We start from the raw sequence: 17,712 nt of genomic DNA, 5'->3' as shown, positions 1-17,712 counted from the left end.
GCCGCGCCGCGACCGCGCCCCCGCCGCGCCTACTCGGTGTCGTCGACCAGCAGGTCCTCGTGGCGGTACTCGCCCGACCGGACACCCGCCCGCGCGATCATGTGCGTCGACACCGGCACCAGGAACAGCTGGAACACCATGATCGGCAGCACGACCCAGAACGCCGTCCAGGTGCCGACGGCGACGACGATCGCCGCGAGGGCGAGTGCGAGCCCGAGCACCTGCGGCTTGGCCATGGCGTGCAGTCGGACCAGCGGGTCGGGGAAACGGACGATCCCGACCGCCGCGCCCAGGGAGAGCACCGCCGCGACCAGCAGCAGGACGAGCGCGATCCACGCCCGGACGCCCGCGGTGTCGATGAAGGACTGCAGGACCTCGGTCACGACTCGCTCCGTTCCGGGGTGGTCACGTCGGTGCCCTCGTCGGACGGGTCGGACGAGGGCGTGACCGCGCGGGCCACGGCCACCGTGGCGAAGACGCTCGTCGCCGCGATCACCACGAGCACGGGAATGGCGGTGAGGTCGCGACGGACGGCCATCGCGACGGCGATCACCACGAGCACGGTGGTCAGCACGAGGTCGGAGCCGATCATCCGGTCGAGGATCGTCGGACCACGGACGATCCGGAACACGGCCAGCACGAGGGTCGCCCCGAGGAGCGCGAGCACGAGCGCGACACCGATCCCCATCACGATCAGGCCGGCGTTCACCGTGTCACCTCCGGCACCGGGTCGGACAGTTCGCGCACGTCCTGCTTCGACCCGAGGGCGCGGATCACCAGGGCGTCGATGCGCAGGGCCATCTGCTTCTCGCTGTCGACCTGTTCCTGCCGCTCGGTGTCCAGCACGTGCAGCAGCAGTCGCCGCCGGTGCAGGTCGACGTCGGCGACGTACGAGCCCGGCACCAGCGAGATCGCCAGGGTCGCGAGCGTGAACGTCATCTCGGACGTGGTGTGCAGCTGCACGAGGACGATCGAGCTGCGCCGCACCCCGCGTGGCCGGAACGCCACCCACGCGACCTTGAAGGACGCCGCGATGACGAGCCCGGTCCAGACGACCAGGAACCGCAACGCGTGCGGGATCGAGAACCGCGGCGACAGCGGCACCGGCGGGAGCGGCAGGGCCTGCGTCACGAGCAGCGCGACGACGACCCCGCACAGCAGCGTCAGGGGCGTCCACGATCCCCACAGCAGCGCCCAGAGCACGGTCAGGCCGATGCCGAGCGGCACCTCGTAGCGCCAGGCGACGACGATGCGTCGCGCACGGCTGATGCGTCGGGTGTCGTCGGTCACGGTGCGCTCCCGAGGACGGCCTGGACGTAGGAGGCGGGCGACTCGAGCGAGGCCGCAGCACGGGTCGCGTAGCCGTAGAGCGGTCCGGCGACCACCGTCAGCGCCACCGAACCGAGGACCGCGACCGTCGTCACGCCGACCAGCATGCGCGGCAGGCGCACCTTCTCGCCGGTCCCGAGTGACGGCCGGGAGGCCCCGCTCACCGGGGCAGCGTCGGTGACGGTCACCGTGCCTCCCGCGACGACACTGCCGTCGGCCTCCGACCGCGTGACCGGCGCCGGTTCCGGCGCGCGCAGGTGCTCGTGTGGCTCGGCGACCGAGGCGTGCGGCGCCGCCGCCTCGGCGGCGGGCTTCGGACGCCAGAACGCGGCGTCCCACACCCGCATGAGCGCGTAGAGGGTGAGCAGCGAGGTCACGACGCCGGCGCCGATGGTCACGTACGCCATCGGACTGCCCGACTCGGCGGCGGCGCGGAACAGGCCGAGCTTGCCGATGAAGCCGGAGAAGGGCGGGATGCCACCGAGGTTGAACGCCGGCACCAGGAAGAGTGCCGCGAGCAGGGGCGTGGCCTTGAGCAGGCCGCCGAGGGACCGGGTCGACGTGGTGCCACCGACCCGTTCCATCAACCCCGACACCAGGAACAGCGTGGTCTGCACGACGATGTGGTGCACCGTGTAGAACACCGCGGCGGCCGTGCCCGCGACCGTCCCGAGGCCGATGCCCATCACCATGAAGCCGATGTGACTGATGAGCGTGAACGACAGCAGCCGTTTGACGTCGGTCTGCGACACCGCACCGAGCACCCCGACGACCATCGTCAGCGCGGCGACCACGAGCAGCACGGTGTTGAGCTGCGGGCGCGGGAAGATGATGGTCTCGAGGCGGATGATCGCGTAGATGCCGACCTTCGTCAGCAGTCCCGCGAAGACCGCGGTGACCGGCGCCGGGGCGGTCGGGTACGAGTCGGGCAGCCAGAACGCCAGCGGGAAGACGGCGGCCTTGATGCCGAACCCGATGAGCAGCATCGTGTGCAACAGGAGCTGCACGTGCTCGGGCAGCCCGGCCATCCGCTCGCTGATCTGGGCGATGTTGACGGTGCCCGTCGCCCCGTAGACCAGGCCGATCGCCGACAGGAACAGCGCCGACGCGATCAGGCTCGTCACGATGTACGTCGTTCCGGCCCGGACGCGCTGCTCGCTGCCGCCGAGGGTGATGAGCACGTAGCTGGCCACCAGGAGCATCTCGAACGCGACGTACAGGTTGAACAGGTCGCCGGCGATGAACGAGTCGAGCACGCCGGCGGCCAGCACCAGGTAGGTCGGGTAGAAGATCGTGACCGGGGCCTCGCCGTCGTCAGCGGCCAAGCCCTGTCCGATCGAGAACAGCAGCACCAGCAGCAGCACGCTCGCGGAGACGGTCAGCAACAGGGCGCTCAGCCGGTCGACGACGAGTGAGATGCCGTACGGGGCCTGCCAGCCGCCGACCTGCACCACGATCGTGCCGTGCTGGTCGACGAGCACCATGAGCGTCGCCGCGACCGCGAGTGCGATGACCAGGACGGCGACGGTGATCGCGCGCTGGAGCTTCTGGTGTCGGAGCAGGCCGAGCGCGACGGCGGCACCGAGCAGCGGGACGAGGACCAGCAGGGGCGCGAGGAAGGTCATCGGCGTTCCTCTCGCTCGGCGTGCGGTTCGTGGTGGCGCTCGTGGCCGTCGTCGGACTCGGGGTCGGTGTCCGTCTCGGGGTCGTCGTGCTCGGCGCGCGAGCGGTCCCGGCGGATCGCGACGTCGGCCTCGTCCACCTCGACCTCGTCGGCGCGTGACAGCGTCCACGAGCGGTGGATCAGCGCGAGCAGGAAGGCGCTGACGGCGAACGTGATCACGATGGCGGTCAGGGCGAACGCCTGCGGGAGCGGGTCCGTGATGCCCTCGGCGGACTTGCCGATCGGCGGGTTCCCCGCGGCGCCGGACATCACCAGCAGCAGCAGGTTGAGCGCGTTGCCGAGCAGCAGGAAGCCGAGCAGCATCCGGGTCAGGGAGCGTTCGAGCAGCAGGTACACGCCGCACGAGAAGAGCACGGCCATCGCGATGACGAGGACGAGGGTGACGGTCATGCGGAGACCTCTTCCTGGTCACGGCCGGCTTCGATGGTGTCGCGGGTCGGTACGCGGGAGTCCTCGAGCCGCTGCCGGTCGACCTCGGCACCCAGGCTCCGCAGCACGTCGAGCACGAGCCCGACGACCACCAGGTAGACCCCGATGTCGAAGAACGTCGCCGTGACGAACTCCACGTGCCCGAGCACCGGGACCGTGGCCTCGAAGAACTCGGAGTACAGCGCGTCCTTGCCGAAGAACAGCGGGACGATGGCGGTGACGGCGGCCGTGGCGACCCCCAGGCCGAGCAGTCGCCCGGCGCGGACGGGAGCGGCGGCGCCGAGCTCGGCCGCGCCGCCGGCCAGGTAGCGGGCGGCAAGGGCGATCCCCGCGACGAGCCCGCCCGCGAACCCACCGCCGGCCGCGTTGTGCCCAGCGAAGAGCAGGTACAGGGAGAGCACGACCAGCCCGTGGAACAGCAGTCGGACGACCACGTCGAGCAGCGCGGAGCGACCGGTGGGCAGGGCCGCGCTGGTCGGCAACCAGGCGCGCGGCTCACCGTCCGTCCGCTCGTCGGCACCGGGGGACCGGTCGCGCAGCCGGGGCAGGGTGTCCTCGCGCGAGTTGACGAAGATCAGGCTCGCCACGCCGGTGGCCGCGGCGACGACGACGGTGAGCTCGCCGAGGGTGTCCCAGCCGCGTAGGTCGACGAGGGCGACGTTGACGACGTTGAGCCCGTGCCCGAACGAGCTGGTCAGCGCCGGGATGTCCGGCCAGATCGGGGTGGCGGTGCGTGCCGAGGCGGAGACCACGACCACGATGGCCAGGGTCAGCCCTGCCAGCCCGGCGAACAGCGCGCGGAGGACCCGGAAGCGCGAGGGGTTCGCGGTGTTGATCCGCGGGGGGAGGCGCCGGAGCACCAGCACGACGGCGATGAGCGTGACGGTCTCGACGACGAGCTGCGTGAGCGCCAGGTCGACCGCCCCGTGCAGGACGAACAGCACGGACATGCCGTAGCCGGTGACGCCGACCAGCACCGCGGCGGCGAACCGGGTCTTGGCGGCCGTGACGGCGACCGCGGCGACGGCCATCACGACGACGACCGGGATCTGCCCCCACGAGTCGGCGAAGCGCACGTGGAACTGCCACGGACCGCCGACGACCAGGTTGGCGAGCGCCCCGGCGACGAACACCGACAGGATCACCGTCAGGTAGTAGGGGAGCGAACCGCGCTGCAGGTTGGCGGTGAGGGTCGTCGCGCCGCGGTCGAGCCCGCGCATCAGGCGTCGGTAGGTACCGGCCGCGCTCGGGGACCCGGCGAGCCGGTGCTGGACGGCCTCGACGCGCACGCGAGCGGCGAAGAGCGCTACGCCCCCGAGCAGGGTGAGCGCGGAGATGCCGAGGGCGGGCTCGAGCCCGTGCCAGAGCGCCAGGTGGGGGACGGGTTCGTCGCCCGGCAGCGACGACGCGGTGGCCGCGGGCTCGATGCCGTGCGCGACGAGCGGGGTCAGGAGCCCCAGTGCGAGTCCGGTCAGGCCGAGGACGGACGGCACGACACCGAGACCGTGCAGGGCGTGCGGCTCGGTCTGCTCCACCCCGCGCTTGGTCGCGAAGGTGCCCCAGAAGAAGCGGAGCGAGTACGCCGCGGTCAGGACCGACCCGACCGTGACCCCGACCAGGGCGACCCACGCCCATGCGGCGTCCGGGCCGTGCAGGGCCTCGAGGAAGCCGGTGAGCACGGCTTCCTTCGCGACGAAGCCGATGGTGGGCGGGATGCCGGCCATCGAGACCAGGGCCAGGACGGCGACCGTCGCGAGCCACGGCATCCGCCGCCCGAGCCCACTGAGTCGGGCCAGGTCGCGCGTGCCGGTGACGTGGTCGACCGTGCCGACGACCAGGAAGAGCGTGGACTTGAAGGTGGCGTGCGCGACGAGCAGCGCGATCCCGCCCAGGGCCACCGCGGGTGCGCCCCACCCGGCGGCGAGCACCAGGAAGCCGAGCTGCGCGACGGTGCCGTAGGCCAGCAGCAGCTTGAGGTCGGTCTGGCGCAGTGCCCGGTACCCGCCGACGAGCATGCCGAGCACCCCGAGCACGGTGATGGTCTCGCGCCAGCCGTCGAGCAGCGCGAACGCCGGTGCCAGGCGGGCCACGAGGTAGATGCCGGCCTTCACCATCGCCGCGGCGTGCAGGTACGCGCTGACCGGGGTCGGGGCCGCCATCGCCGCGGGGAGCCAGAAGTGGAAGGGGACGATCGCGGACTTCGTCAGCGCGCCGACCAGGACGAGCACCACCGAGACCGTGACGACGGTGCCGGTCGGTGCCTGCGCGACGATCGCGGAGAGCTGCGTCGTGCCTGCGGTGACCGACAGCATGACCAGGCCCGCGAGCATCGCCAGACCGCCGGCGGTCGTGACGACGAGTGCCTGCATCGCCGCGGCCCGACTGGCGCGCTTGGCGGCGTCGTGGCCGATGAGCAGGTACGAGAAGACCGTGGTCGCTTCCCACATCACGAACAGCACGATGACGTCGTCGGCGATGACCAGGCCGTACATCGACCCCGCGAACGCCGTCAGGACCCCGGCGAACCGACCGAGTCCGGGTTCGTCGTCGCCGAAGTACGACGCGCAGTAGACGAGCACGAGCGCGCCGACGACCGACACCACGAGCGCGAGCACCCACGAGAGGGCGTCGACACGCAGGGCGATCGCCAGGTCGAGCTGTGGGATCCACGAGAACGACTCGGTGACGCCGCTGTGCAGTGCGCGGTCGGTCTGGGTGACCGTCAGCACGGCGGCAGCCACCGGGGGAACCGCGGCGACGAAGAACACGCGGCGACCGAGCAGCGGCGTCAGTGCCGGTACGAGCAGTGCGACGACGGCGAACGCGACGAGGACGGTGACCATGGGGCGCCTCCTCGGGGTCGGGCGTTCGAGTCCGGCTCTGGGTGGCTCCCAGGCTACCGAGAGCCGGATGGGCAGAACCTGAGCGGCCGGACAGGATGCCCGACCGCGGGTCAGACTGCGAGCACCACTCTGCCCGCACCGGCCGCACCCTGTCCGGCGGCGCCGCTACCGCCCGTGCGCGCGGGACGGGATCTGCGTCGCGAGCTTGCCGCCGGACACGTCGAGCAGCGTCCCCGTGATGTACGCCGACGCGTCGCTCGCCAGGAACACGAGCAGGTCGGCCACGTCGTCCGGGGTCTCCCACCGCCGCAGCGACAGCGTGTCGAGCAGCCGGTCCTGGGCCTCGGTCGACATCGTCGCGAAGCCGTTCATCGCCGTCGGCACCATCCCGGGCGCGTACGCGTTGACCGTGATGCCCCACGGCCCGAGCTCCGATGCCAGCACCCGTGTGAAGGCGACGACCGCCGACTTCGAGGCCGCGTAGGCCGCACTCCCCACGCTCGGCACGATCGCCGCGAACGACGCCGCGTTGATGATCCGGCCGCGCCCCGCCCGCTGCATCACCGGGGCCACCGCCTGGCTCATCAGGAACGTCCCGCCCAGGTTGACGTCCATGCACCGCTGCCAGTCCGGCCACGACAGGTCCGCCACCAGACCGTCGACGTTGATGCCGGCGTTGTTCACGAGCGCGTCGACCGTGCCGTGGCGCTCGACGACGGTCGCCACGGCAGCGGCGACCGACTCCGGGTCCGCGACGTTGCAGACGACCCGGTCGGGGTCGTCCGGTCCGTCGAAGGCCAGGTCGAGCGCCACGACCCGCGCGCCCTCCGCCCGGAAGCGCTCAGCGAGCACGCTCCCGATCCCGCGGCCGGCTCCGGTGATGACGACCACGCGGTCGCCGAGGTCGAGGTGCATCGTCGCTCCTGTCCGGCCGGCGGACGTCGCCGGCTCCATCACCTCTACCATTCCCCACATGACGAACGCAGCGCCAGACCGGGTCCTCTGGGTGACGGGCGGCGGCAGCGGCATGGGCGCTGCCGCAGCACGCGCCGCAGCCGCGAGCGGCTGGACGGTGGTGCTCAGCGGGCGCCGAGTCGACCGGCTCGACGGGGTCGCCGACGAGATCCGGCAGGCGGGCGGCTCCGCGGACGTGCTGCCGCTCGACGCAGCCGACCGGGAGGCCGTGGTCGCCGCCGCCGCGACGCTCACCGCACGACACGGCCGGTTGGACGGCCTGGTGCTGGCCGCGGGGCTGAACGCTCCGGAACGACGGTGGGACGACCAGTCCGTCGACGGGTTCCGTGCGATCGTCGACACCAACCTGACGGCGGTCGTCAGTGTCGTCGACGCCGCCCTCCCGGCACTCCGCGCCAGCGGTGCCGGCGTGGTGGTCGTCGTGTCCTCGTACGCCGGCTGGTCGTTCCAACCGGGCGCCGGCGTGGCGTACTCGGCCTCGAAGACGGCGCTCGGGTCCGTCGTCCGGAGCCTGAACCAGCAGGAGGCCCCGCACGGCCTCCGCGGGACGCACCTCTGCCCGGGAGACGTCGCCACGGACTTCCTCGACCAGCGCCCGCAGGTCCCCGACGCCGCTGCCCGTGCCGTGATGCTCACCCCCGAGGACATCGGTCGCACGATCGGGTTCGTGCTCGACGCCCCGGCGCACGTGCGCGTCGACGAGCTCGTGATCAGCCCGGTGGCCCAGCACTGACCGGGTGGCTCGTGCGGTGCTGACCTGACGGACCGCCGGGTGTCCGCCGGACAGGTGCCGAGCCTCCCGTCCGTCGTCCGTGGCACGCGCCTAGCGTGACGGCCATGCGCACCCGCACCGCTGCCCCGCTCGCGTCGCTCGCCCTCGTCGTCCTGGCGCTCGCCGGGTGCACGGCCGGACCCGACGCCGAGGACGACCCGACCCGGGGCCGCACCACGGCCTCCCCGCCGAGCGACCTGGCCCGCGACGAAGTGGCGCCGACCGGCGCCGTCCGCGACGTCGCGACGGACCTCGACGCACCCTGGTCGGTCGTGCTGACCGAGGACGACGTCCCGCTCGTGAGCCTGCGCGACTCCGGTGACGTGCTCGAGCTGGCGGACGACGGCAGCACGCGCACCGTGGGGACCGTCGACGGGATCCGCCACGGTGGCGAAGGCGGGCTGCTGGGTATGGCGGTCGAGGACGACGACCTGTTCGTCTACTCCACCGGGCAGGACGGCAACCGGGTCGAGCGCTACCCGCTGACGGGTCGGGCCGGGGCGTACGGGCTCGGCGACCCCACCACCGTCATCGACGACCTGCCGTCCAACAGCTTCCACAACGGCGGCCGCATCGCGTTCGGGCCGGACGACATGCTCTACGTGACCGTCGGTGACGCCGGCGACCGGTCCGAGGCGCAGGACCGCGACTCGCTCGCGGGGAAGATCCTGCGGCTGACGCCGTCCGGGGCGGTGCCGGACGACAACCCGTTCGCCGGCTCGCCGGTGTACTCGCTCGGACACCGCAACGTGCAGGGGCTCGGGTGGGCCGACGACGGCACCATGTTCGCCTCGGAGTTCGGGGAGAACACGTGGGACGAGCTCAACGTGATCACCGCCGGCAAGGACTACGGCTGGCCCGAGGTCGAGGGGAAGGGCGGCACCGACCGGGGCTTCGTCGACCCCGTGCAGCAGTGGCGGACGGACGACGCGAGTCCGTCCGGGCTCGCCGTCGTCGACGACACGGTGTTCGTCGCGAACCTGCAGGGCGAGGTCCTGCGGTCGGTGCCCGCCGCGGACCCGACCACCTCGCGCGAGTGGTTCGGCGGCGCCTACGGCCGGCTGCGCACGGTGCTCGAGGGGCCCGACGACACGCTCTGGTTCGTCACGAACAACACCGACGGCCGGGGTTCGTCCGGGGACGGCGACGACCGGGTGCTCTCCGTGGACCTCACCGACTGACGCGGGCGTACTGTCCGGGACATGCCTGCACTCACCGACACGTTCGTCATGTCCAACGGCCTGCACATCCCGAAGATCGGCTTCGGCACGTGGCAGATCCCGTCCGGCTCCCGGGCCTACGACGCCACCCGCGCTGCACTCGACGCGGGGTACCGCCACATCGACACCGCGCTCGCGTACGGCAACGAGGCCAGCGTCGGCGAAGCGGTCCGCGACAGCGGCGTCCCGCGTGACGAGGTCTTCATCACCACGAAGCTGCCCGCCGAGGTCAAGACGGCGTCGGGTGCGCGCGACGCCTTCGCCGAGTCCTCGGGGAACCTCGACCTGGGCGTCGTCGACCTGTACCTGATCCACGCGCCGTGGCCCTGGAGCGACATGGGCAGCGACCACCGCGACGGCAACGTCGAGGTGTGGAAGGTCTTCGAGGAGCTGTACGAAGCGGGCAAGACCCGGTCGATCGGCGTCTCGAACTTCGCGGTGCCGGACCTCGAGCACCTGCTGGGGAACACCGACGTCGTGCCGCACGCGAACCAGATCCGCTGGTTCATCGGCAACACCCAGGACGACACCACGGCGTTCTGCAGCGGACGGGACATCCTGGTCGAGGGGTACTCGCCGCTCGCCACCGGCGGGTTGCTGGAGAACGCGGAGATCCAGGAGATCGCCGCGCGGTACGACAAGAGCGTCGCCCAGGTCGCCATCCGGTACCTGCTCGAGAAGGACGTCCTGCCCCTGCCGAAGTCGACCACCCCGTCGCGCATCGCCGAGAACGCGGACGTCGACTTCGTGCTGACACCCGAGGACGTCGCGGCGCTCGATGCCCTGCAGGACACCACCGACTGAGCCGGTCCCGGTAGCCTGGCGCCATGTCGACGATGACGGACCTGGTCCCCGACCCCGGCGCCCTCGAGCGCATCGCCACGGGCAGCACCTGGGCGGAGGGGCCCCTGTGGGTGCCCGCCACCGGGACGCTGCGGTGGTCCGACATCCCCGGCGACCGCATCCTTCAGTGGCACGCGTCCTCCGGGCAGACCGACGAGTACGCGACGAGCGTGGAGTTCACGAACGGGCGCACGATCGACCACGACGGCAGCGTCGTGCAGTGCTCGCACGGGCACCGTCGGGTCGAACGTGACCGCGACGGCGTCGTCACGGTGATCGCGGACGCGTGGAACGGCGTCCGGCTGAACTCCCCGAACGACGTCGTCGTGGCCCGTGACGGCGGCGTCTGGTTCACCGATCCGGCGTACGGCATCACCCAGCCGCGCGAAGGCCACGCCGGGGTGCGGGAGTACGGCGACCACTGGGTGTTCCGCTGCGGACCCGACGGCGCGGACCTGCGACCGGTGGTGCTCGACGTCGACGAGCCGAACGGGCTCGCGTTCAGCCCCTCGGAGCACGTGCTCTACGTCGCGAGCTCCTCCGGCGACGATCCGGTCATCCGCGCGTACGACGTGGCCGACTCGCCCCGGGGTGACGGCGACGCGGTCGCCCCGCGCGTGAAGAACGGTCGCGAGTTCACCCGCTTCGGCGCCGGCGAGGGGGTCCCGGACGGCATCCGCGTCGACACCGACGGCAACGTGTGGTCGTCATCGCACCGCGGCGTCGTCGTGTTCGCGCCGGACGGCACCCGGCTCGGCGAGGTCGCCGTGCCCGAGGTCGTCTCGAACCTGTGCTTCGGCGGCCCGGACGGCACGACGCTGTTCCTCACCGCGACCACGTCCGTGTACCGGCTGCCGACCACCGCCCGGGACGCCGTATCCTGACTCGGCCATGCAGTGCGACTACTTCGACCGCGGGGTGTGCCGGTCGTGCACGCTCATGGGGCAGCCGTACGCCGAGCAGGTCCTCGACAAGGAACTCCGCACACGGGAGCTCCTGCACGACGCGGTCGAGGCGGCAGGTGGACCCGGTTCCGTCTCCTGGTCGTCGGCCGTCACCAGCCCCGAGTCCGGGTACCGCAACCGCGCCAAGATGGTCGTCGGCGGGTCGTCCGAGCACCCCACGATCGGCCTGCTCGACCACCGGCAGCGGGGCGTCGACATCCGGCACTGCGGGATCTGCACGCCGGGGATCCGACAGGCGCTGCCCGTCCTGGCCGAGTTCGTCACCTCGGCGGGACTGATCCCGTACGACGTCGCCACCCGGCGCGGTGAACTGAAGTTCGTCCTGGTGACCGAGTCGCCGGACGGTGAGCTGATGGTGCGGTTCGTGCTGCGGTCCGAGGGACAGCTGGCGCGGCTGCGGTCCCGGCTCGGGGACCTGCTGCTCGCCCTGCCGCGGGCGATGGTGGTGACCGCGAACCTGCTGCCCGAACACAAGGCCGTCACCGAGGGTGAGCGCGAGGTCGTGCTCACCGAGCAGGAGACCCTGCCGATGCGGATGGGCGGCGTGACGATGCACCTGCGCCCGCAGAGCTTCTTCCAGACGAACACCGCCGTCGCCGCCCAGCTCTACGCCCAGGCCACGGAGTGGATCGACGAGGTCGCCCCCGCGACGATGTGGGACCTGTACTGCGGCGTCGGCGGGTTCGCCCTGCACGCCGCACGCCCGGGTCGACTCGTGACCGGCATCGAGACGTCGCGCGAGGCCGTCCGTTCCGCGACGCAGTCGGCCCGGGAGGCCGGGCTCGTCGACGTCCGGTTCGCCGCCGACGACGCCACCGCACACGCGCTGCGCTCCCGGCCGGAGCAGACCCCGGAACTCGTAATGGTGAACCCGCCCCGCCGCGGCATCGGCCCCGAGCTGGCGGACTGGCTCGAGGCCTCCGACGTGCAGCACGTCGTCTACTCGAGCTGCAACCCGGTCACGCTCGCGAAGGACCTGGCGCGCATGCCCTCGTTGCGGCTGCGTCGCGCCCGCGTGCTCGACATGTTCCCGCAGACCGGCCACCTGGAAGCGGTCACGCTCATCTCGCGATCCGGACTCTGACCGGGGTCGCGGTCGGGAGACCGAGCATTGCCAGGGGATTCGGATGTTCGTGTCCCCGGGTACACGTGATCGCCGCCTGCGCGGGGATCGACACATACAGGGTCGGGCTCGGGGTACACATCCCCCCTGGGTAGAACTGTTTGTCTCAGTTTGATAACGGGACGGAGTTTCCTATGGTGGCCCACCGTGACGCCGGCGCGGACCACTGCCCCCGGCGACACCTCAACAGACCGCGATCGGTCGGGGTGGGCAGTGGGACGCCGGATCCCGGCGCGCGGCCCCGCTGGAGCAACACACATGAAGAAGACCACCCGAACCCGCGCCGTCCTCGGCGGACTCGCCTTCGCCGGCATCGCAGCGGCCGGCGTGGGGCTCTCCGCCCCCGCGAACGCCGCCTCCGGCTCGACCTGGGACGCCCTCGCGCAGTGCGAGTCCGGCGGCAACTGGGCCATCAACACCGGCAACGGCTACTACGGCGGCCTGCAGTTCACGCAGGGGACCTGGGCAGCGAACGGCGGCACCGGCAGCCCGGCGAACGCCAGCCGCGAGACCCAGATCGCCGTCGCCGAGCACGTCCTCGCATCGCAGGGCTGGGGCGCTTGGCCCGCGTGCTCCGCGAAGCTCGGCCTGAGCGGCACCACCGGCGCGGCCCCGGCGGCCATCCCGCAGCAGCAGGCGGCTCCGGCCCCCGCAGCGCCGGCCCCCGCGCAGCAGGCTGCGCCGAAGGCGACCACGCCCACGACGACCGCTGCTCCGAAGGCCGTGGCCCCGGCGGCTCCGGCTGCGCCGGCGAAGCCCGCCGCCGTGCCGACCAGCGGCAAGACCTACCAGGTGGTGTCGGGCGACACGCTCGACAGCATCGCCACGAAGCTGGGCATCGACGGCGGCTGGACGAAGCTCTGGGCCGCGAACACGTCGATCGACGACGCGAACCTGATCTACGCGGGCCAGACCCTGCAGCTCCCGGCCTGATCCGGCCGACCGGTCACGCGAACGCCCCCACGACCGACGGTCGTGGGGGCGTTCGCCGTTGCGCGTGACGCGCGCGTCAGTGCGGGTTCGTCGCCAGCCAGTGCGTCAGGTCGTCGGACCGGAGGGCGGCACTCAGGGTCTGGACGGCACCGTCGTTCACGATGACGAACGACTGCCCGTCCGGCGCGGTCCCCCCGCCCGCCGTGGGCATTGTGAAGGTCTGCAGGTCGGTCGGTGTGACGTGCCGCAGCGACCAGCCCAGACGCAGGAGGGTGCCGGAGTCGAGACCGGCGTCGACGGACAGGTACCTGCTCGTCGCGGCGACGAAGTCCCGGATGCGACCCGGGTCGGTGATCGTGCCCTTCGACAGCAGTCCGTCGACGATGCCGCGCATGAACGCCTGCTGGTTCCGGACGCGGGTGTGGTCGGCATCGGCGAACGAGTACCGCTCGCGGACGAAGGCCAGCGCCGCGTCGCCGTCGAGCCGGTTCGCGCCGGCGTCGAAGTGGTGGCCGCGTGCGGTGAACGCGGTGGGGGCCTGCACCGTCACCCCGCCGACCGCGTCGGTCATGCCGGCGAACCCGGCGAAGTCGATCTCGGCGACGTGGTCGATCCGGACGTCGAGCAGCTGTTCGACGGTCTGCACCGTGAGCGGGACACCACCCCACGCGTACGCCGCGTTGATCTTCGCCGTCCCGTGCCCCGGCACGTCGACCCACGAGTCGCGCATGATGGACATCAGCTGGACGGACCGCCGGTCTGCCGGGACGTGCGCGAGCATCAGGGTGTCGGACCGGCCACCGGCCGCGTGGTCACCGTCGGGGTCGAGGCTGCTGCGTGAGTCCGACCCGATGAGCAGGACGTCGAGCGCGTCGTCGGACCGGGTCGGGCGGTCGCCGCTCGGGAACGCGTCGGCGATGGTGTCGGTGTCGCGGTCGTAGCTGCTCGCGAGGCTGCCGACGAACACGCTGGCGACGACGGCGACCACTGCGGCGATGCCGAGCAGTGACCCGACGGCGGCGAGCAGTGCGACGAGGAACGGGCGTCGACGACGCGTGGCGGAACGGCGGCCGGACATGCAGACTCCTGGGATCGAGTCGGCATGGGTGCCGACGCTCCAGTCTACGACATCCGGTATATCAGATGCTAGGACTTCCTGCCGCGATCGATGATCCGACCCAGGGCCGCCCGCAGCTCCGGGTCGTCGGGCAGCACCTCGCGCTCCACGTGCTTCGCTTCGTCCCACGCGGCACGACCGCGCTCGGTGACGATCACCACGCGGCGTCGGCGGTCGTCGGGGTGCGGTCCCCGTTCGACCAGACCGTCCCGCTCGAGTCGCTCGAGCGTGCGCGACATGGTCTGGGGCTGGACGCGGGCCGTGCGCGCGATGGTGTCGGCGCCCGTCGGCCCCGTGCGCAGGAGGATGTCGATCGCGATCAGCGCCGCGTGCGGGAGCCCGATGGCACGCAGCCGCTCGTCCCAGTCGCGCTCGACGGACCGGGACGCCGCCGCCAGGAGCCGGCCGAGTGGCCAGGCCGCGGGATCGTCGTGCATGGTGGTGAGTCTACGGAGCGCCGATCGGGTGGGACCGAGTCTTCAGCATGCTGACGATCGGAGTACGCTCAGCCGCGTGCCCCGCTTCCTCCGCATCGTGCTCCCTGCGCTCGTCATCGTCGTCTGGCTCGGCGTCGCCTCGGTCGGCGGCCCGTTCTTCGGCAAGATCTCCGAGGTCTCGACCAACGACCAGACCTCGTTCCTGCCCGCGTCCGCCGACGCGACAGAGGTGCAGCAGCAGTCCGCAGCGTTCCGCGACGAGACCGGCGCCCCGGCCGTCGTCGTGCTCGAGCGTGACGGCGGTCTGCGGTCGTCCGACACCGCAGCCGCGTCCGACCTGGCCCGGACGCTGGGCGAGCGGTCCGACGTCGAGGCCGTCAGCCCGCCGATCCCGAGCAAGGACGGCGACGCGGTGGAGATCGTCGCGACCCTGACGACGGCCGCGGACACCGGTGACGCGGTCGCTGCCATCCGGACCGACGTCGACCGAGCGCTGCCGTCCGGAGTGCAGGGCTTCGTGACGGGGCCAGCCGGGTTCACCGCCGACCTGACGGAGGCATTCGCGGGCATCGACGGGATCCTGCTCGGGGTGGCACTCCTCGCCGTGCTGGTGATCCTGGTGGTCGTCTACCGGTCGCCACTCCTGCCGTTCCTGGTCCTCGGGACTGCCACGTTCGCCCTGACGGCCTCCATCCTGGTCGTCTACGCCCTGGCGAAGGCCGGCATCGTCACCGTGAACGGGCAGGTGCAGGGCATCCTGTCGATCCTGGTGATCGGGGCCGCGACGGACTACGCCCTGCTCTACGTCTCGCGCTACCGCGAGGCGCTGCGGGACGAGCGCACCGGGTGGGACGCGACGAAGGCGGCGTTGCGCGGCAGCCTCGAACCGGTCCTGGCCTCGGGCGGCACCGTCATCGTGGGGGTGCTCTGCCTGCTGCTGTCCGACCTCAACTCGAACAAGGCGCTCGGTCCCGTGGCGGCGATCGGCATCGCGTTCAGCGTGCTCGCCGCCCTGACGCTCCTGCCCGCACTGCTGCTGGCCTTCCGCCGCGCCGCGTTCTGGCCGCTCCGGCCCACCTTCGGCAGCGCGCACCCGGCCGTGACCGGGCCGGACGCCCGCGGGCTCTGGGCGCGGGTCGGTCGTCTGGTGGCCCGTCGCTCGCGCGTGGTCTGGATCGTCTGCACGGTCGGTCTGCTCGCGATGGGGACCGGCTTGCTCGGGCTCCGCGCCGACGGCGTCCCGCAGAGCGACCTGGTGATCGGTCAGTCCCAGGCGCGGGACGGCCAGGCCGTGCTCGCCGACCACTTCCCGGGCGGATCCGGCAGTCCGGCCCAGGTGATCGGCGACGCCGACCGGCTCGACCGGCTCGTCGCCGCCATCGAGCGCACCGACGGCATCGACGGGGTGGCCGCGGTGTCGAAGCAGTCCCAGACCGGCACCGTGCCCGTCGGCACCGACGCGGACACCGCCCGGTCCGGGAGCGCTCAGCCGGGCACCGGGCAGCGGGCAGAGCCCACCGTCGTCGACGGGCGGGTCCTGCTGCAGGCAACCCTGACGCACACCGCCGACTCCGACGCTGCCGAGCAGACCGTGCGGGACCTCCGGGTCGCCGTCGAGCGCGCCGACCCCGGCGCGATCGTCGGCGGGGTCACCGCGACGGCGGTCGACACGAACGACACCGGCATCCGCGACCGCACGCTCATCATCCCGGTCGTGCTGGTCGTGATCCTGCTCATCCTGATGCTGCTGCTCCGGAGCATCGTCGCGCCGCTGGTGTTGATCGGCAGCGTGATCGTCTCCTTCGCGGCAGCGCTCGGCGTGGGCGCCCTGGTGTTCGACCACGTCTTCCACTTCCCCGGTGCCGACCCGTCCGTCCCGCTGTTCTCGTTCGTGTTCCTGGTGGCGCTCGGCGTGGACTACAACATCTTCCTCATGACCCGGGTGCGCGAGGAGACGATCCGCTCGGGGCCGCACGAGGGCGTCCTGCGGGGCCTCGGTGTCACCGGTGGGGTGATCACCTCGGCCGGGGTGGTGCTCGCCGCGACCTTCGCCGCGCTCGGCGTCATCCCGATCCTGTTCCTGGTGCAGATCGCCTTCGTCGTGGCGTTCGGGGTGCTGCTCGACACGATCGTGGTGCGCTCCCTGCTCGTGCCGGCGATCGTGTACGACCTGGGTCACCGTGCGTGGTGGCCGTCGCGCCTCGCACGCAGGCGCGCTGACATGTGACACGCTGGGCCCATGCCAGTCCCCTCGACGCAGCCCGCCGCAGAGCGCAAGCTCCTCCGTGACACCGTGCAGGACAAGATCCGCGACGCGATCATGGACGGCACCCTCGAAGCCGGCGAACGCCTGAACGACGACGACCTGATCGCCTGGCTCGGTGTCTCCAGGACCCCGATCCGCGAAGCGCTCGCGGAGCTCGCCCGCGCCGGTCTGATCGAGATGGCGCCGAACCGCTACACGCGGGTCGCAGCGCCGACGAAGGACGAACTGCTCGACGCGTACCGCACCCTCGGCGTGATCTACGGCGGCGTGGTCCGGCTGGCGGTCCCGCGGTTCACCGACGCCCAGCGCCGCAAGGTCGTCGCCATGCTCGACGACGTGACGAAGCGGACCGAGCACGCCGAACAGGCACAGGTCGCGCACGACGGGGCTGACCTGTACGCGATGTGGGCCGGTGCCTGCGGCAACGCCTCGCTCGAGCAGCTCTGCCGGTCGACCACCGACGGCCTGGCCTTCAAGCTCCGCGTGCCCGAGCTCGCCGAGCTCGTCCCCGCTGCGGTGGTCCTGCCCGAGCTGCAGAAGCTCCGTGACGCGGTCCTCGCGAAGGACCCGATCGCCGCCGAGCTGGCGATGGAGGCCGTCCACCTGCTGCCGACGCGCGGCTGAGCCGGGGCGGGCAGCGGACGGGCGCGAGTCGCTGCCAGCAGACGGACAGGAGGCCCGCACCGGGCCCGCCACGCGCCTCCAGTCCGGGGGCCAGGGCACCGGGCCGGTGTCGGGACTCATGCTCGGCTCACGGTCTGCGGTTATCGTGCTGC

The 17,712-nt window shown here is 72.1% G+C and carries 17 protein-coding genes; 8 read left to right on the top strand and 9 right to left on the bottom strand.

What is annotated here, in order from left to right; translation table 11 throughout:
• Positions 1 to 29 precede the first annotated feature (29 nt).
• From ASG04_RS16185 to ASG04_RS16155, 7 genes are all read right to left on the bottom strand, one after another.
• The gene (locus ASG04_RS16185; protein ID WP_082518309.1) at positions 30 to 383 is read right to left on the bottom strand and encodes a cation:proton antiporter; all 354 of its coding nucleotides are present in this window, start codon (positions 381 to 383) and stop codon (positions 30 to 32) included.
• Positions 380 to 709 carry a sodium:proton antiporter gene (locus ASG04_RS16180; protein WP_181437045.1) on the bottom strand — a complete coding sequence of 110 codons (330 nt, stop codon included), beginning with the start codon at positions 707 to 709 and terminating at the stop codon, positions 380 to 382. Before ASG04_RS16180 ends, ASG04_RS16185 begins: the two co-directional genes overlap by 4 nt.
• Positions 706 to 1,290: a Na+/H+ antiporter subunit E gene (locus ASG04_RS16175; protein ID WP_056126440.1), complete on the bottom strand. Its 585-nt coding sequence runs from the start codon at positions 1,288 to 1,290 to the stop codon at positions 706 to 708. Before ASG04_RS16175 ends, ASG04_RS16180 begins: the two co-directional genes overlap by 4 nt.
• Complete coding sequence (locus ASG04_RS16170; protein WP_056126438.1) at positions 1,287 to 2,954, bottom strand: Na+/H+ antiporter subunit D; 1,668 nt, start codon at positions 2,952 to 2,954, stop codon at positions 1,287 to 1,289. Before ASG04_RS16170 ends, ASG04_RS16175 begins: the two co-directional genes overlap by 4 nt.
• Positions 2,951 to 3,403, bottom strand: a complete 453-nt coding sequence (locus tag ASG04_RS16165) for a Na(+)/H(+) antiporter subunit C (RefSeq protein ID WP_056126435.1) — start codon at positions 3,401 to 3,403, stop codon at positions 2,951 to 2,953. Before ASG04_RS16165 ends, ASG04_RS16170 begins: the two co-directional genes overlap by 4 nt.
• Complete coding sequence (locus ASG04_RS16160; RefSeq protein WP_056126433.1) at positions 3,400 to 6,285, bottom strand: Na+/H+ antiporter subunit A; 2,886 nt, start codon at positions 6,283 to 6,285, stop codon at positions 3,400 to 3,402. Before ASG04_RS16160 ends, ASG04_RS16165 begins: the two co-directional genes overlap by 4 nt.
• A gap of 165 nt (positions 6,286 to 6,450) precedes the next feature.
• Entirely contained in the window at positions 6,451 to 7,200 is a 750-nt protein-coding gene (locus ASG04_RS16155) for an SDR family NAD(P)-dependent oxidoreductase (RefSeq protein ID WP_056126700.1), read from the bottom strand.
• Positions 7,201 to 7,258: 58 nt separating this feature from the next.
• Between ASG04_RS16155 and ASG04_RS16150 the strand changes: the two genes are divergently transcribed.
• The 6 genes from ASG04_RS16150 (at position 7,259) to ASG04_RS16125 (ending at position 13,116) form a co-directional block, all read left to right on the top strand.
• Positions 7,259 to 7,993, top strand: coding sequence for an SDR family oxidoreductase (locus tag ASG04_RS16150; protein WP_056126431.1), 735 nt, complete (start codon positions 7,259 to 7,261; stop codon positions 7,991 to 7,993).
• Positions 7,994 to 8,097: 104 nt separating this feature from the next.
• Positions 8,098 to 9,213, top strand: coding sequence for a PQQ-dependent sugar dehydrogenase (locus ASG04_RS16145; protein WP_056126429.1), 1,116 nt, complete (start codon positions 8,098 to 8,100; stop codon positions 9,211 to 9,213).
• 21 nt (positions 9,214 to 9,234) lie between these two features.
• Positions 9,235 to 10,056: an aldo/keto reductase gene (locus ASG04_RS16140; RefSeq protein ID WP_056126427.1), complete on the top strand. Its 822-nt coding sequence runs from the start codon at positions 9,235 to 9,237 to the stop codon at positions 10,054 to 10,056.
• Between the two features lie 23 nt (positions 10,057 to 10,079).
• Complete coding sequence (locus ASG04_RS16135; protein ID WP_321164492.1) at positions 10,080 to 10,979, top strand: SMP-30/gluconolactonase/LRE family protein; 900 nt, start codon at positions 10,080 to 10,082, stop codon at positions 10,977 to 10,979.
• A gap of 7 nt (positions 10,980 to 10,986) precedes the next feature.
• On the top strand, positions 10,987 to 12,144 hold the full coding sequence (rlmC, locus tag ASG04_RS16130) for a 23S rRNA (uracil(747)-C(5))-methyltransferase RlmC (protein WP_056126426.1): 1,158 nt from the start codon (positions 10,987 to 10,989) through the stop codon (positions 12,142 to 12,144).
• Positions 12,145 to 12,441: 297 nt separating this feature from the next.
• Positions 12,442 to 13,116 carry a transglycosylase family protein gene (locus ASG04_RS16125; RefSeq protein ID WP_056126424.1) on the top strand — a complete coding sequence of 225 codons (675 nt, stop codon included), beginning with the start codon at positions 12,442 to 12,444 and terminating at the stop codon, positions 13,114 to 13,116.
• Between the two features lie 76 nt (positions 13,117 to 13,192).
• Here ASG04_RS16125 and ASG04_RS16120 read toward each other — a convergent pair whose 3' ends face one another.
• Entirely contained in the window at positions 13,193 to 14,194 is a 1,002-nt protein-coding gene (locus ASG04_RS16120; protein ID WP_056126422.1) for an LCP family protein, read from the bottom strand.
• Positions 14,195 to 14,262: 68 nt separating this feature from the next.
• A complete protein-coding gene (locus tag ASG04_RS16115; protein ID WP_056126419.1) occupies positions 14,263 to 14,670 on the bottom strand; it encodes a MarR family winged helix-turn-helix transcriptional regulator in 408 nt (135 codons plus the stop codon).
• A gap of 76 nt (positions 14,671 to 14,746) precedes the next feature.
• Between ASG04_RS16115 and ASG04_RS16110 the strand changes: the two genes are divergently transcribed.
• Both ASG04_RS16110 and ASG04_RS16105 read left to right on the top strand, forming a co-directional pair.
• On the top strand, positions 14,747 to 16,897 hold the full coding sequence (locus ASG04_RS16110) for an MMPL family transporter (protein ID WP_056126417.1): 2,151 nt from the start codon (positions 14,747 to 14,749) through the stop codon (positions 16,895 to 16,897).
• A gap of 12 nt (positions 16,898 to 16,909) precedes the next feature.
• A complete protein-coding gene (locus ASG04_RS16105; protein ID WP_056126415.1) occupies positions 16,910 to 17,560 on the top strand; it encodes a GntR family transcriptional regulator in 651 nt (216 codons plus the stop codon).
• Positions 17,561 to 17,712 lie beyond the last annotated feature (152 nt).

The organism is Curtobacterium sp. Leaf183, assembly GCF_001424385.1.
In the GTDB taxonomy this organism is placed as follows: Bacteria; Actinomycetota; Actinomycetes; order Actinomycetales; family Microbacteriaceae; genus Curtobacterium.
Note: the sequence above shows the minus strand (reverse complement) of the source record. Positions and strands in the feature narration are given on the sequence as shown.